The organism is Nocardioides sp. W7, assembly GCF_022919075.1.
In the GTDB taxonomy this organism is placed as follows: domain Bacteria; phylum Actinomycetota; class Actinomycetes; order Propionibacteriales; family Nocardioidaceae; genus Nocardioides.
In genome coordinates, this window is sequence record NZ_CP095078.1 from 4,546,036 (window position 1) to 4,558,778 (window position 12,743).

General features: G+C 72.7%; 12 protein-coding genes. 5 read left to right on the forward strand and 7 right to left on the reverse strand.

Features of this window, described 5'->3' with window-relative positions:
* Positions 1-12: 12 nt before the first annotated feature.
* Both MUB56_RS21275 and MUB56_RS21280 read right to left on the reverse strand, forming a co-directional pair.
* Positions 13-942 (reverse strand): HAD family hydrolase, encoded by a 930-nt coding sequence (locus MUB56_RS21275; RefSeq protein WP_244929015.1) that lies wholly within the window; start codon positions 940-942, stop codon positions 13-15.
* The gene (locus MUB56_RS21280; RefSeq protein ID WP_244929016.1) at positions 939-1,943 is read right to left on the reverse strand and encodes a formylglycine-generating enzyme family protein; all 1,005 of its coding nucleotides are present in this window, start codon (positions 1,941-1,943) and stop codon (positions 939-941) included. Before MUB56_RS21280 ends, MUB56_RS21275 begins: the two co-directional genes overlap by 4 nt.
* Positions 1,944-2,066: 123 nt before the next feature.
* On the opposite strand from MUB56_RS21280, the gene MUB56_RS21285 reads away from it, so the two are divergent.
* Complete coding sequence (locus MUB56_RS21285; protein ID WP_244929017.1) at positions 2,067-3,716, forward strand: bifunctional 3'-5' exonuclease/DNA polymerase; 1,650 nt, start codon at positions 2,067-2,069, stop codon at positions 3,714-3,716.
* 12 nt (positions 3,717-3,728) lie between these two features.
* Here the strand turns inward: MUB56_RS21285 and MUB56_RS21290 are convergent, their stop codons facing one another.
* The gene (locus tag MUB56_RS21290; RefSeq protein ID WP_244929018.1) at positions 3,729-4,112 is read right to left on the reverse strand and encodes a VOC family protein; all 384 of its coding nucleotides are present in this window, start codon (positions 4,110-4,112) and stop codon (positions 3,729-3,731) included.
* A 237-nt stretch (positions 4,113-4,349) separates the two neighbouring features.
* Between MUB56_RS21290 and MUB56_RS21295 the strand changes: the two genes are divergently transcribed.
* Positions 4,350-5,948: a hypothetical protein gene (locus MUB56_RS21295; protein ID WP_244929019.1), complete on the forward strand. Its 1,599-nt coding sequence runs from the start codon at positions 4,350-4,352 to the stop codon at positions 5,946-5,948.
* Between the two features lie 9 nt (positions 5,949-5,957).
* Here MUB56_RS21295 and MUB56_RS21300 read toward each other — a convergent pair whose 3' ends face one another.
* Positions 5,958-6,470 carry a Gmad2 immunoglobulin-like domain-containing protein gene (locus MUB56_RS21300; protein ID WP_244929020.1) on the reverse strand — a complete coding sequence of 171 codons (513 nt, stop codon included), beginning with the start codon at positions 6,468-6,470 and terminating at the stop codon, positions 5,958-5,960.
* Between the two features lie 194 nt (positions 6,471-6,664).
* Here MUB56_RS21300 and MUB56_RS21305 point away from each other — a divergent pair, with 194 nt between their 5' ends.
* From MUB56_RS21305 to MUB56_RS21315, 3 genes are all read left to right on the forward strand, one after another.
* Positions 6,665-7,210 carry a sigma-70 family RNA polymerase sigma factor gene (locus MUB56_RS21305; protein WP_244929021.1) on the forward strand — a complete coding sequence of 182 codons (546 nt, stop codon included), beginning with the start codon at positions 6,665-6,667 and terminating at the stop codon, positions 7,208-7,210.
* Between the two features lie 3 nt (positions 7,211-7,213).
* The gene (locus MUB56_RS21310; RefSeq protein ID WP_244929022.1) at positions 7,214-8,176 is read left to right on the forward strand and encodes a hypothetical protein; all 963 of its coding nucleotides are present in this window, start codon (positions 7,214-7,216) and stop codon (positions 8,174-8,176) included.
* 84 nt (positions 8,177-8,260) lie between these two features.
* A complete protein-coding gene (locus tag MUB56_RS21315) occupies positions 8,261-9,058 on the forward strand; it encodes a hypothetical protein (protein WP_244929023.1) in 798 nt (265 codons plus the stop codon).
* Positions 9,059-9,086: 28 nt separating this feature from the next.
* On the opposite strand, the gene MUB56_RS21320 is transcribed toward MUB56_RS21315, so the two are convergent.
* The 3 genes from MUB56_RS21320 to MUB56_RS21330 all read right to left on the reverse strand — a co-directional run bounded on the left by MUB56_RS21320 (position 9,087) and on the right by MUB56_RS21330 (position 12,666).
* Positions 9,087-10,103, reverse strand: a complete 1,017-nt coding sequence (locus tag MUB56_RS21320; RefSeq protein ID WP_348536699.1) for a nitronate monooxygenase — start codon at positions 10,101-10,103, stop codon at positions 9,087-9,089.
* 23 nt (positions 10,104-10,126) lie between these two features.
* Positions 10,127-11,290 carry an endonuclease/exonuclease/phosphatase family protein gene (locus tag MUB56_RS21325; RefSeq protein WP_244929025.1) on the reverse strand — a complete coding sequence of 388 codons (1,164 nt, stop codon included), beginning with the start codon at positions 11,288-11,290 and terminating at the stop codon, positions 10,127-10,129.
* 134 nt (positions 11,291-11,424) lie between these two features.
* Positions 11,425-12,666, reverse strand: coding sequence for an MFS transporter (locus MUB56_RS21330; RefSeq protein WP_244929026.1), 1,242 nt, complete (start codon positions 12,664-12,666; stop codon positions 11,425-11,427).
* Between the last annotated feature and the right edge of the window lie 77 nt (positions 12,667-12,743).

The following is a 12,743-nucleotide window of genomic DNA, read 5'->3' on the forward strand; positions in this document are numbered from 1 at the left end:
CTGACTCCTCTCTCAGAAGACGGTGGCCCAGTCGTTCTTCATGCTGACCACGGTCCAGCCGTGGGTCTGGGCCCGGTCGAGCGCGTTCTCCGCGCCCGCGACGTACTCGAACTCGCGCTCCGCGTCGTCGTGCAGGACGAGGAGGCGCAGCGACGGCTTGTCCCGATGCTGGGTGAAGTCGAGCATCTCGAGGTCGCCGTCGGAGTTGCCGGCAGCGAGGATCGGCCGGCGTCCGATGCGGTTCCAGATGCGGACGGGCTTCTCCGGTCCGTCGTCGAGGTAGTCGGCGGCGCCCTGGCGGACGATCGCGCCACCGTGCTCGCCCGGGGCGTAGGCGAGGGCGACGGCGCTGCCGATCACGCGTTCGCGCGAGATCCCGTAGACCTCGTCGCTGATCGGTCGCATGAAGTCGCGCCCACCGCCGGAGGCGATGTAGTTCGTGAACCCGTGGGCTCGCAGGTGCGCGAGCAGCTCCAGCATGGGCGCGTAGGAGCACTGGAGGTAGGTCCGCTTCAGCGTCGGGTGGCGGGTCTGGCGCAGGAAGGTGCCGGCGTCCGCCTCGAACTGCTCGACCGTGAGGTTCGCGAACGCGGCCACGATGCCGGCACCCAGCGTCCTGACGTTCGTGTCGTCGCCGGCGTAGTGCTCGGTCACGATGCGTGCCAGCCACGCGTGATCGTGCTCGTACGCGGCCTGCCACGGTTGCCGGTCCCGGAGGGTCGGGTCGGCGTCCGCCATCTCCGCCAGCCGGCGCAGGACGAAGTCGAGCTGGATCGGCATCGGCTTCTCACACCACAGGGTGCCGTCGTTGTCGAAGACCGCGACCCGCTCCTCGGGCGCCACCCAGTCGGGCGAACCGTCCGTGCAGACCCGGTCCACGTAGGCCACGACGGCGTCCTTGACCGGGCCCTCGTGCCAGGTCGACAACGCTGCGGTCGTCACGCTTCGCCGTCCGCGGGCGGGTCGCGGACGATGCAGCGGAAGCCCAGGTGCGAGGTCGAGGTGTCGACGGGCTGGGCCATCCGGGCCGCCGGACGGTAGCGGCGGCAGTAGTTCGGTGCACAGAGGTGGGAGCCGCCCTTCATCACCCGGCGCGGGATCCGGGGGCCGATCTCGCCCGGGTCGTGGCTGCTCTCGCGGTCGCCCCCACGCGGGTTCTCGATCGCGCAGCAGGCGTGGGCGGGTGCCGTGTGGGCGCCGTACCAGTCACTGGTCCATTCCCAGACGTTGCCGATCATGTCGAACAGTCCGTAGCCGTTGGGCGGGTACGAGCCGACCGGGGCGATGCCCGCGTGACCGTCGTCGCGCGTGTTCTCGACCGGGAACTCGCCCTGCCAGGTGTTCGCCATCCACCGATCGTCGGGAGTGAGCTCCTCACCCCAGGCGTAGGTGGCGCCGTCGAGTCCGCCGCGGGCGGCGTACTCCCACTCCGCCTCGGTGGGCAGCTGCTTGCCGGCCCACTGGGCGTACGCCGTCACGTCCTCCCAGGCGACGTGCACGACGGGATGGTCGGGCCGCCGCTTGCTCGAGCTGCCGGGTCCCTGCGGCTGGCGCCAGTCGGCCCCGGGCAGGTAGGTCCACCAGTTGTAGGGGTCGTTCAACGGCACCCGACGGGTCGGCTGCTGGAACACCACGGACGCGGCGACCAGCAGCTCGGGTCTCGCTCCGGGGTAGTCGGCGGCGTCCGGGACCCGCTCGGCGAGCGTGACGTGTCGGGTCGCGTCGACGAAGCGCGCGAACTCCCTGTTCGTGACCGCGTGCTGGTCGATCCAGAAGCCGTCCACCGCGACGCGGCGCGTGGGCGACTCCTCGGGATAGTGGTCCTCGGAGCCCATCCGGAACGTCCCTCCCGGGATCCGGACCATGCCGGGAGGGCCGAGAGGGCCGGGGTCGCGCGCCGGCCCGGCTGCCTGGGCCCGGGTCCCCGGATGCGAGGAGGTCACGCTCGGATCCTCGACTCGAGCAGGGACCTCGGCATCACCCGCTTCGGGTGAGCGCCGCCCCCGCGCCGGGTGCCCGGGTACCGCCCCTCGGTCGGTGTCCCCGCGGGGTGTCAGGGTGTCCCCATGACCCGGGTCTCGCTCTCGCGCCTGCCGGGTGAGCGGGTCCTGGTCGTCGACGGCGACCTGGAGCGCACGCTGACGTTGGCGGACCTGCCGGCGTACGTCGGGGCGCGCGAGGCCGGCGCGCCGCGCTGGGTGTGGGACGACACCGCGCGCTGGTATCCCCCGTTGCTGGCGGCGGGGGTGCGGGTCGGGCGCTGCCACGACCTGCGGCTGGGGCACCACCTGCTGCGGCGGGCGCCCGCGGTGGAGGTGCGGCTGCTGGCGGGTGAGCAGTCGGAGCACTGGGACCGCCTCGGGCCGAGCACGCCGTCCGATCCGGGCCTGTTCGCGGTGGACGACGCGGCCGAGCACCTCCGCGCCGACCTGGAGGACGCCCGGCAGCTGGCCGCCGTGGCGGCGTCAACCGAGGCCGCCCGGCTCGGGCTGCTGCTCGCGGCCGAGTCGTCGGGTGCCCTCGTCGCGGCCGAGATGACGTACGCCGGCGTGCCGTGGCGGGTGGACGTCCACGAGCGGCTGCTGACCGAGCTGCTCGGGCCGCGGCCGCCGCGCGGCGCTCGGCCGCGCGGACTCGAGGCGTTGGTCGCGGAGGTGCGCGACGCGTTCGGCGTGCCGGGGCTCAACCCGGACTCGCGACCCGAGCTGCTGTCCGCGCTGCGACGGGCCGGCCTCGACGTCACCGACATCCGGATGTCGACCCTGCGCGCACTCGAGCACCCGGGCGTCGTCCCGCTGCTGCGCTACCGCCAGGCCGCGCACCTGTGGCAGACCAACGGCTGGGCCTGGATCGACCAGTGGGTGAGCGGGGGCCGGTTCCGGCCGTCGTACCAGCCGGCCGGCTCGAGCACGGGGCGCTGGTCGTCGAACGGCGGCGGCGCGCTGTCGATCCCGGCGACGGTCCGGCCGGCGGCCGTGGCCGACGGCGGCTGGGTGTTCGTGGTCGCCGACGTCGCCCAGCTCGAGCCGCGCGTGCTCGCCGGCCTGAGCGGCGACCGCGCGCTGGCCCGGTCGGCCCGCGGCGCCGACCTCTACCAGGGGATGGTCGACGACGGGGCGGTCGCCAGCCGCAGCGACGCCAAGCTCGGCCTGCTCGGCGCGATGTACGGCGCCACCAGCGGCGAGAGCGGCCGGATGGTCGCGGGTCTCACGCGGCGCTACCCGGACGCCTTCGGTCTCGTCGAGGAGGCCGCCCGGGCCGGCGAGCGGGGCCAGCTGGTGCGCACGCTGCTGGGACGCGGGTCGCCTGCCCTGGGCGAGGCGTGGGATCGCGATCCCGACGACCCGCCGGTCGATCCCGACAGCCAGGCCCGCTTCCGGCGCGCGTACGGCCGGTTCACCCGCAACTTCGTCGTACAGGGCACGGGCGCGGAGTGGGCGCTGTGTTGGATCGCCGACCTGCGCAACCGGCTCTGGCGTCTCGGCGGCTCCGGTCCACTCGAGTCGCGCCCGCACCTGGTGTTCTTCCTGCACGACGAGGTCGTCGTACACGCCCCGGCCGACCTGGCCGACGCGGTCGCCGCGCAGGCCACCGAGGCGGCCGCGACCGCCGCGGGCCTGTTGTTCCGCGACCTCGCCGTGGACTTCCCGCTCAACGTCTCGATCGTTCGGTCCTACGCCGAGGCGGGCAAGCCCGGTGCCGCGGTCGAGCCGTGACGTGCGCGCCGCTCAAACGGTCTCCCAGAGCCCGATCAGGTTCCCCTCGGTGTCGGTGAAGTAGCCGGTGAAGCCCATGTCACCGACGGGCATCTTCTGCGACACGGTCTTCCCGCCGGCCGTCTCGACCTTGCGCAGCGCCTCGTCGACGCTCGCCACGTCGATCACGATGTTCGGCGCCTTGCCCGGGAACTCCGCGCTGCGCTCGAACAGGCCTCCGTTGATGAAGCCCGGCTCGGTCGGGCCCTGCTCGGGATCGCTCGGACCGGTCATCACCATCGTGTAGCTCATGTCCGGCACCGGCATCAGCTGCCAGCCGAACGTGTCGCCGTAGAAACTCCGTGCCCGGTCACCATCGTCGAACGGGATCTCGAAGTGCACCACCTTGCCGGACATGCTGCCTCCTCAGGAACGGTGTGGACCCTCCAGTGAACTGCGGCCCGAGTACGGCGGTCAACGGGCGCGGCGTGCTGCGGACAGACCCCGGGTCAGGTGCACGACCGGTCCGGTCGCCTCGCTCGACCATGCTCGGAGCCTAGATCTCGGTCGCCCCGGCAATGCCGAAATCAGGCCATGCCGGCACCGCCGTCTCCGGCGTACGGTGCCGAGGGGGCAGGGAGGAACGGGACCGCCATGACCGCACACCAGCCGATTCCGCGCGAGGTGAAGATCCGGACCGAGCCACGTCGCCCCGTGGACGATCCCACGCTCGGCATCCCGGTGACCGTCGAGGAGCCCGCGGCGCCGCCCCGGCACCGGCTCGTGACGGTGGGTGACTCGCTGACCCACGGGTTCATGAGCGGCGCCATCCACCGCACCGACCTGTCCTGGCCGGCGATCACGGCGTTCGAGCTCGGGCTGAGCGCCGAGCAGTTCAGGTTCCCGACGTACGAGTGGCCGACCGGTCCCGGTGGCCTGCCCCTGGACCTCGAGCGGCTGGCCCGCGAGTTCGACCGCCGGTTCGGCAGCAAGCTCGACCTGCTCGAGACCTTCCGGGCCGGGCCCTGGCTGCGCGGCTACCTGGACGAGATCGAGGACTACTGGGAGCGGGGCACGGGATCCGAGCCCCCGGGCGACGGGGCGCCGTTCCACAACACGGCGGTCTACGGCTGGGACGTGCTGGACCCGCTGATCGCCACCGAGGCCCGGATCGCGAAACGGCTCGCCACGAAGCCGGACGACGACTTCCTCAAACAGCTCGTCGAGCACCACGCCGCCCGGGCCGCCTGGCCGGTCCTGCACCGAGCGGCCCAGGGCAGTCCCGGCAAGACCGTGCTCGACTCGATCGCGACCCTGGCCGACGACGAGGGCGTCGAGAGCCTGGTCGTGGTCCTGGGCTCCAACAACGCGCTCGGCTCGGTCCTCTCGCTGGTGCCGGAGTGGACACCGCCCGGGTACGCGAAGCTGACTCCCGCGGAGCGCGCCGAGGCCCGCCAGGGCTGCAACCTGTGGCGACCGAGCGCGTTCCGGGCCGACTGGGCCGACCTCGTCGCGCAGCTGCGGACCATCAAGGCGCAGCACGTCGTCGTCGCGACCGTCCCGTCGGTCACCATCGCGCCGATCGCCCGCGGGACGCACCGGAAGGTCCGGCCCGACTCCCGGTACTTCCCGTACTACACGCGGCCCTGGGTCACCGACGACGACTTCGACCCGAAGCACGACCCGCACCTCACCGAGGAGGAGGTCCGGGCCATCGACTCGGCGATCGACTCCTACAACGAGACGATCATCGCCTCCGTCCAGGCGGCCCGGCGAGACGGCCTCGACTGGTACCTGTTCGACATGGGCGGCGTGCTCGACCGGCTGGCGGTCCGGCGCTACATCAACAGCCCGTGGGCGCGTCCGACCTGGTGGACGCCGTACGAGCTGCCGGCGGCGTTGCAGCGACTCGACCCGGTGCCGAGCACCCGCTTCTTCCGCTCGGGTCCCACCGGCCGCACCGACGGCGGCCTGTTCTCGCTCGACGGAGTGCACCCGACGACGATCGGCTACGGCATCCTGGCCCAGGAGGTCATCTCGATCCTGCGCACCGCCGGCGTCGAGTTCCGCGACCGCCACGGCGCTCCGCGGCCCGGTCCGATCACGGTCGACTTCGACCGGCTGCTTCGCGCCGACACCCTCATCGGCAACCCGCCCACCTCGATCACGAGCTCGCTGGGCCTGCTGGGCTGGCTCGACGAGCGGCTCGACTGGGTGACGACGTTCCTGCCCTTCGTGCACTCGCCGCTGTGAGCGGCGCGCTCAGTCCTGGACGGGGACCCGGAGTCGCCAGCCGACCTGGATCTCGTCGGGGTCCTCGATGCGCGGGTTGGCCTTCACGACCTGGTTGACCGTGACCCGGGTGAACGGTCGGAGCTTGCGCACGATCGCGGTGAGCGTGTCGCCCGCCTCCACGCGGTAGATCAGGAAGCCGCGGGAGTCGGGGAAGCAGATCACCTCGACCGTGCGCGTGTTGAAGCCGGGGCTCGGACCCTCGTCGGGCAGCCCCGGGTTGTCACCGAAGACCTGCACGGTCAGCCGGGTCCCGGCACGGGGCGGGTCGGGGACGCGGACCCGGGCGACGAAGTCACCGACGCCGATGCCGCCCCCGCTGGACTGCGCAGAGTCCGTCGCCAGCACCCGGCCGCCGGGACCGAGCACCCGGATGCCGATGGTCCCCTCGAACCCGGCGCCGAGGCCCGTCACCACGAACCGGTCGCTGACCACGTCGTTGGTCCGCGGCTGCCGCACGCGTACGTCGGTCACCACACCCATGACGTCACCTCACCCGAAGCGAACGTGGCCACCTTCGTGTGCCCACCGACCCATAGTGCGCTCGCACCTCGGTCTCTGTCGACGGATCCGCGTACGGGCCGCCTCGGGAACGGCTAGGTTCGCGGCTGCCCGCCTGAGCACAGATTCTCGTGGTCGGAAGGTAAGACCGGCGGCCGTCACGACATGTACCGGGTGTGAGGACGATTCGAGACGCCGATGTCAGGCTGACCCGCCTGTTCGAGCGCTACGCGCCCAGGCTTCGGGCGTACGCCCGTCGACATGCCGACGCCAGCGAGGCGGACGACCTCGTGGCGGACGCCTTCGTGGTGGCCCTGCGCCGCCCGGACGACCTGCCGCCCGACGATGCCGACGCCTGGCCGTGGTTGGTCGCGACGGTCCGGCGACTGGCGGCCAACCAGCGGCGGCGCCGTGCCAGCAGAGACCGGTACGCGCTCGAGGCGCTGCGTGAAGGCTGGCGGCTGAGCAGTGTCGACTCGCACGAGGACGCCGTCGCCGAGCGCGAGGAGTGCCTCGCCGCCCTGGCGGCCTTGTCCGAGACCGACCGCGAGCTGATCCTGCTGACCGCCTGGGACGGCCTCAGTGCCACCCAGGCCGCCGAGGTGCTCGGCATCCGCACGAACGCCCTCGCCGTACGACTGCACCGCGCCCGGCGGCGCCTCGCCGCGGGCCCGACCCGCGCTCACGACCCGTTGCTGCGCCCCGTTGCCCTGGAGGACTGAACCATGACCGACCTGATGAACCGCCTCACCCACGCCCGCCCCACCGACGCCGACCTCCGCGCCGCCTGGCCCGACGAGGAGCGCGCGATCCTGCTCGACGAGATCGATGCGCGGGCCGCGAGCGCCGGACGCCGGCCCCGCCGCCGTGTCGTGTGGCTCGCCGCCGCGGCCGTCACCGCCGTCGCCGTGGTGCCGACGGTCGTCGACGGCGGCGACGCCGAGGCGCGCGCGGAGATCCTCCGACTCGCGTCGGTGGCCTCGTCCGCCGAGGGGCTCGCGTTCACCCCGGGGACCTACCTGCACGTGAAGACCGAGTCGGTCCAGGAGAACAGCCGCCTGCTCAGCGACGGCCGGACCCTCGACACCAACCGCGAGGCGTGGGTGCGGTGGGACGGCACCACGTGGGCGATCGACACCCGGCCCTCGGTGGGCTGGACGGAGTACCACTACTTCCCAGCGAGCACCGAGGACAGCAGCTTCGGATCCCCCACACCGGAGTTCGTGGCTCAGCTGCCGGACGGACCGGCGGAGCTGCGCGAGTATCTCGACGCCACCGTGTCCGGCTCCAACTCCCACGACGAGGCCCTCTTCGTCGCGGTGACCGACCTGGCCCACTCCCACCTGCTCGACCCGGCCGCTCTCGCGGTCGCCCTGGAGGCCATCGCCGACGTCGACGGGGTGGCGACCGAGGACGTGGAGGTCGATGGCCGTGAGGCGGTGGAGATCTCCTTCCGTCGCTTCCACCTCGACCTGCTCGGGGTCGACTCGTTCACCATCGACAAGGAGAACGCCCAGGTCCTGCGCATGGGCTCCTCCTCGCCGGAGGGCACGTACACCTCGACGACGACCCTGGTCGAGAGGGTGGCCGAGATCCCGACGGAGGTGCTGGCGACGTACGACCGGTACGGCAACGGGAGCCGGATCTGTGCCGATGGACGTGAGGCCATCGGCGACGGGGAGTGCTGAGGCGGCGCCCGCGTCGGTCACGACGTGATCGTGGGGAAAGCCTGCAGGGTGCAACGTCGGCAGGGCATGCTGCGTCCGATGGTCATGACCACGCCCCGAACCGCCCGTCTCGGCATCGCCGTCGCGCTGTTGCTCTGCGTCTCGGCCTGCGGCACCGAGACCTCCGGGCCCGTCGAGGCCACGAAGTCCGTGCCCGAAGAGGCGGAGGAGTCCGGAGGGCCGTCCGATGAGCGGCCGATCAGCTGCACGGGCGAGGCGCCGGGCTGGCCGGCGTCGGCCATGGACGGCGGGATCGCGAGCCGGCTCCCCGCGGACGAGCTGACCCGGGCGCTGGAGGCCCTGGCGGCGAGAGCCGGCATCGACGCACCCAGCGCCCTCCAGGACGCCGACGTCCACGAGGCGCCGTGGTTCGTCCTGGCCGAGACGAAGACGTCAGTCGTCGTCGCGACGGGGTCGTGGGACGGGGGCGGGCCGGGCAGGGACGGCGAGGTCGTGCGGCTGAAGGCGAGCGGAGCCGGTTGGCAGGTGCAGAGCTGGGGCGACTGCAGGAATCTGGCCCCGGTCGTCGACCCGGGACTGCAGTGGGTCCGGATCGACGCCGCGACCGACCTCGACCCCGCGTCGACCGAGGTGACGGTCGAGGTCACCGAGGGCGGCTGCACCAGCGGCCGGGATCCGCGGCCCTTCCTGCAGGAGCCGACCCTCGTCGAGGACGACGACAGCGTGGTCGTCTTCTGGACCAGCGAGGCTCCAGAGGGAGCGAACAACTGCGTCGGCAATCAGCCGGTCCCCCACCCGCTGCGGCTGGGCGAGCCGCTGGGTGACCGGGAACTGCTCGACGGCTCCCGCTGGCCGGCTCGACCGGTCCCCCGGCGCCGCTGACGGGATCTCCTGGGTCGTGGACCAACAACTAGGGCGCGAGTCCGCCCAGGAGCTCACTCACCGGTCCTGGGCGCGCGGTCCTGAACGCCGTGCCGGCCCACAGGTGCAGATGGTCGCGATCGTCGTGCTCGGCTGCCCAGCGACGCAGCGGTGCGGTCAGGTGGTGGACGGCGGGGTACGCGGCGGGCGCGTCCCTCTCATAGCGGTCGCTGAAGGCGGTGCGGATGCCGCGGGCGACCCGACCGGTGTAGGCCCGCATCGTGGTGGTCGTCGAGGCGGGGTCGCCGAGCGCAGTCCGATGGGTGGGCCGCGTGCCGGCCTCGTCGGCGAGCAGCAGCGCGGTGCCGACGACCACGGCCTCCGCTCCCGCCTCGAACGCACGTCGTACGGCTGCGGGGTTCGCCAGTCCACCGGCTCCCACGACGGGAACGTCGGTGATCGTCGTGATCGCAGCGACGAGGTCGGTGAGGTCGTCGGTGTTCGGGGTCCGGTGCTGGTCGAACGTGCCGCGGTGACCGCCGGCGGCAGCGGACTGCACGACCAGTCCATCCGGCTGGAGGTCGGCAGCGGCGCGCGCCTCGTCGACGTCCGTGACGGTCATCAGCAGCCGAGAGCCCGCGACTCGCAGGCGCCGTACGACCGCCACGTCCGGCAGCCCGAAGGTGAAGCTCACCCACGGCACCGGGTCCTGGCAGAGAAGCTCCACCTTCGCCTCCCAGTCGTCGTCGTCCTCGAGTCGCTCCGGTCCGAGGGACGCACCCAGTGACCCGACCTCGGCCGTGATCACCTCGCGGTACCTGGCGACGGCGGCGCGGTCGACCGGACGGGGGTCGGGGACGAAGAGGTTCACTCCGAACCCACTGGTTCTGGTTCGGACCTGTTGCAGGTCGTCGGCGAGCTGACCGGCGGTGCGATAACCCGCGGGCACGAAGGCGAGCGAGCCGGCGTCGGCGACCGCGTGCACGAGCGCCGGCGTGCTCGGGCCTCCGGCCATGGGAGCTGCCAGGACTGGCGACGGCAGGTTCAGGCGGCGCATACGCCCCATTCTCTCCGAGGAGGACGGGACCGTCAGCGGTGACCGTGCCGGTGGCCGGCGCGCAGCTGCAGTCCGGCCACCACGCCGGCGTGGTCGGAGGCCCAACGCGGCGGGATCGCGGAGATCGGCCGGTCACCGACCACCTTGGCCCAGCGGACCTTGCGGATCCCGCGGGTCAGGACCAGGTCGATCCGGGTGCGCAGGCTCGAGGTGGGGTTGGCCAGCTGGGCCCCCTGGCAGCAGGTGAAGCCGGGCGCCCGGCGGTTGACCCACCACGCGTCGTCGAACCAGTCGCGGGTCAGGTCGGCGTACGTGCTCGTGGTCGAGACCCGCGGGTCGGCCGGCGAGTTGAAGTCCCCGGTGGCGATCACCGGGCGCGACGTGCGGGCCGGGCCGGCAAGGAACTCGGCTCCCTGGGCCTCCTGCACGGCGCCGAACTCGCCGACCTCGAGGTGGGTGTTGACGAAGCGGAACCGCGACCCGCGCAGGGTCGCGTCGACGTAGACCCAGCCCCGGCCGAAGTCGAGGACCGCGCCACCCGAGTCCGGGATCGGGAACGTCTGCTGGGCGGCGTACCGGCCGCTGACCGCGGGTCCCACGTCCAGGTGCCGCGTGCGGGTGTTCTCCAGGATCACGTCGCGGTCCTGGAGCCCGACCGCGCAGTCGAAGCTGGTCGGCGAGGTGACCGCCACACAGCCGAACTGCGGCGCGATCAGCGGCACCGGGCCGATGTCGGCGTTGTCGGAGACCCCGGCGACGCGGTACGACAGGCCCCGCTCGGCGAGCTCACCGAGCAGGATCGCCAGGAAGTCGTACGACGGCGGGTTGGCGCCCGCCTTGAGCGGGGTCGCCGTCCACCGGGTGACCTCCTGCAGCCCGATCAGGTCCGGGCTCTTGCGCGCGATCGTGTCGGCGATCGCCTCGGCGCGCCGAGGGAAGTCGCTGGCCACGGCGGTGCCGTAGATCTGGGCGGTCGCCGCGACGAACTCCGGGCCGGTCTGCGCGGCGAGTGCCGCGTCGAGGGAGGAGCCCAGGTAGAGGTTCTGGGTCATCACCACCAGGTCCGGCCCGTGCCCCGACCCGTGCTTCGACGGTGGGTCGTGCCGGCCGGCCTCCGCCGGGCCGCCGGCGGCCAGCAGGCCGGCCACCAGGGTGGCGACGGCGGGGACGACGAGCAGACGGTTGGTGCGGCGCATGGGGGCATCCGATCCGAGGGGGCGGTCGCCGTTGACCGCCGCTGTCGACCACTGTGCGTCCGGTGCGGACCCGGGCGCATCCCCTGTCTGTAGGTGCCGGGCGCGGGGACCGTGCCCGGGTCGTCCACGTCACCTCACGAGGCGGACGCTGCCCCGGTGAGCCGGACGTCGGTGATCGTGCGCCGGGTGGCGGCGAACGCCGCGACCAGGACGGCGACGGCGAAGCAGCCGAGCTGGACCTGGCTCGCGCCGAAGGCCAGGGCGAGGGGCCCGACAGCGAGCTGACCGATCGGCGTGGCCACGAACGAGAAGAAGCCGTCGATCGACATGATCCGCGACAGCATCTCCTCGGGGACCTTCTCCTGGACCGTCAGGTTCCAGGCCAGGTCGAGCAGGCCCAGCGCCGCCCCCGCGACCACGAACGAGGCCGTGAGCAGCCAGATGGTCACGTGGGTGCCGAGCACCACCATCGGCACACACCAGACAGCGAAGGCGATCATGATCGCCCGCAGGGGCACCCGCAGCGTCACCCGGGCCAGGAAGAAGGCCGCGACGAACACCCCGACCGCCTGGCCCGACCGGGCCACGCCCCAGCCCTCGCTGCCGATCGTGTCGGCGGCGATCGTCGGCCCGAGCACGCCGATCGCCCCGCTGACGAGCGCGTTGAAGACCAGCGACGCCGACGCCGCGGGGATCACCCAGCCGAGCTGACGGGCGAACGCCCAGCCGGCGACGAAGTCGCCGATCACGCTCGGCCGGGCGTTGCTCCGATCCCCGGGCGGCAGCCTGACCAGCGCCAGCAGACCCGCCGCGACCAGGTACGTCGCCGCATCGACCGCCAGCGCCCAGCCCGCTCCCGCCGTGGCGACCAGCACCCCCGAGACCGCGGGACCGGCGATCCCGACGACGCTCTGAGCCTGGCCGATGAGCAGGAACGCCGCCTTCCGCTCCTCGACCGGCAGCAGGATCGGCACCATGCCGAGGAAGGCGGGATAGCTGACCGCGAAGACGGTGCCGGCGGCGAACTGGAGCACGACCAGGTGCCAGATCTCCGCGTGCCCGCTGAGCACCAGCCCGGCGGTCAGACTCTGCACGACGCCCTGCACGAGGTTGCAGCCGCGCAGCACGACCGCCCGCGGCAACCGGTCCGCGATCGCGCCCCCGAGCAGCATGAACACCACCGACGGCACGCTCCAGGCGGCCAGCACCCACCCGAGGTCGGAGGCGGAGTCGCTGATGTCGAGGACCGCGAAGGCCAGCGCCACCCCCGCCATCGACGATCCGGTGCGGTTGACGACCTGACCGAGGAAGAAGTAACGGAACGCGGGCGCCGCGAGCGGGGAGAGCCGGCCGCTCATCCAGCCGGCTCGTGGCACGGAGTCAGGGCAGCCATGACGATCACCGTATCCGGCAGGTCCTCTCTCGGGAGGGGTTGTCCGGCGCCCGGGCGCGT

Bases quoted from the DNA above. Each gene is read 5' to 3' on its own strand.
- MUB56_RS21285 (WP_244929017.1), top strand. From the start codon at position 2,067: ATGACCCGGGTCTCGCTCTCGCGCCTGCCGGGTGAGCGGGTCCTGGTC.
- MUB56_RS21290 (WP_244929018.1), bottom strand. From the start codon at position 4,112: ATGTCCGGCAAGGTGGTGCACTTCGAGATCCCGTTCGACGATGGTGAC.
- MUB56_RS21295 (WP_244929019.1), top strand. From the start codon at position 4,350: ATGACCGCACACCAGCCGATTCCGCGCGAGGTGAAGATCCGGACCGAG.
- MUB56_RS21300 (WP_244929020.1), bottom strand. From the start codon at position 6,470: ATGGGTGTGGTGACCGACGTACGCGTGCGGCAGCCGCGGACCAACGAC.
- MUB56_RS21310 (WP_244929022.1), top strand. From the start codon at position 7,214: ATGACCGACCTGATGAACCGCCTCACCCACGCCCGCCCCACCGACGCC.
- MUB56_RS21315 (WP_244929023.1), top strand. From the start codon at position 8,261: ATGACCACGCCCCGAACCGCCCGTCTCGGCATCGCCGTCGCGCTGTTG.
- MUB56_RS21320 (WP_348536699.1), bottom strand. From the start codon at position 10,103: ATGGGGCGTATGCGCCGCCTGAACCTGCCGTCGCCAGTCCTGGCAGCT.
- MUB56_RS21325 (WP_244929025.1), bottom strand. From the start codon at position 11,290: ATGCGCCGCACCAACCGTCTGCTCGTCGTCCCCGCCGTCGCCACCCTG.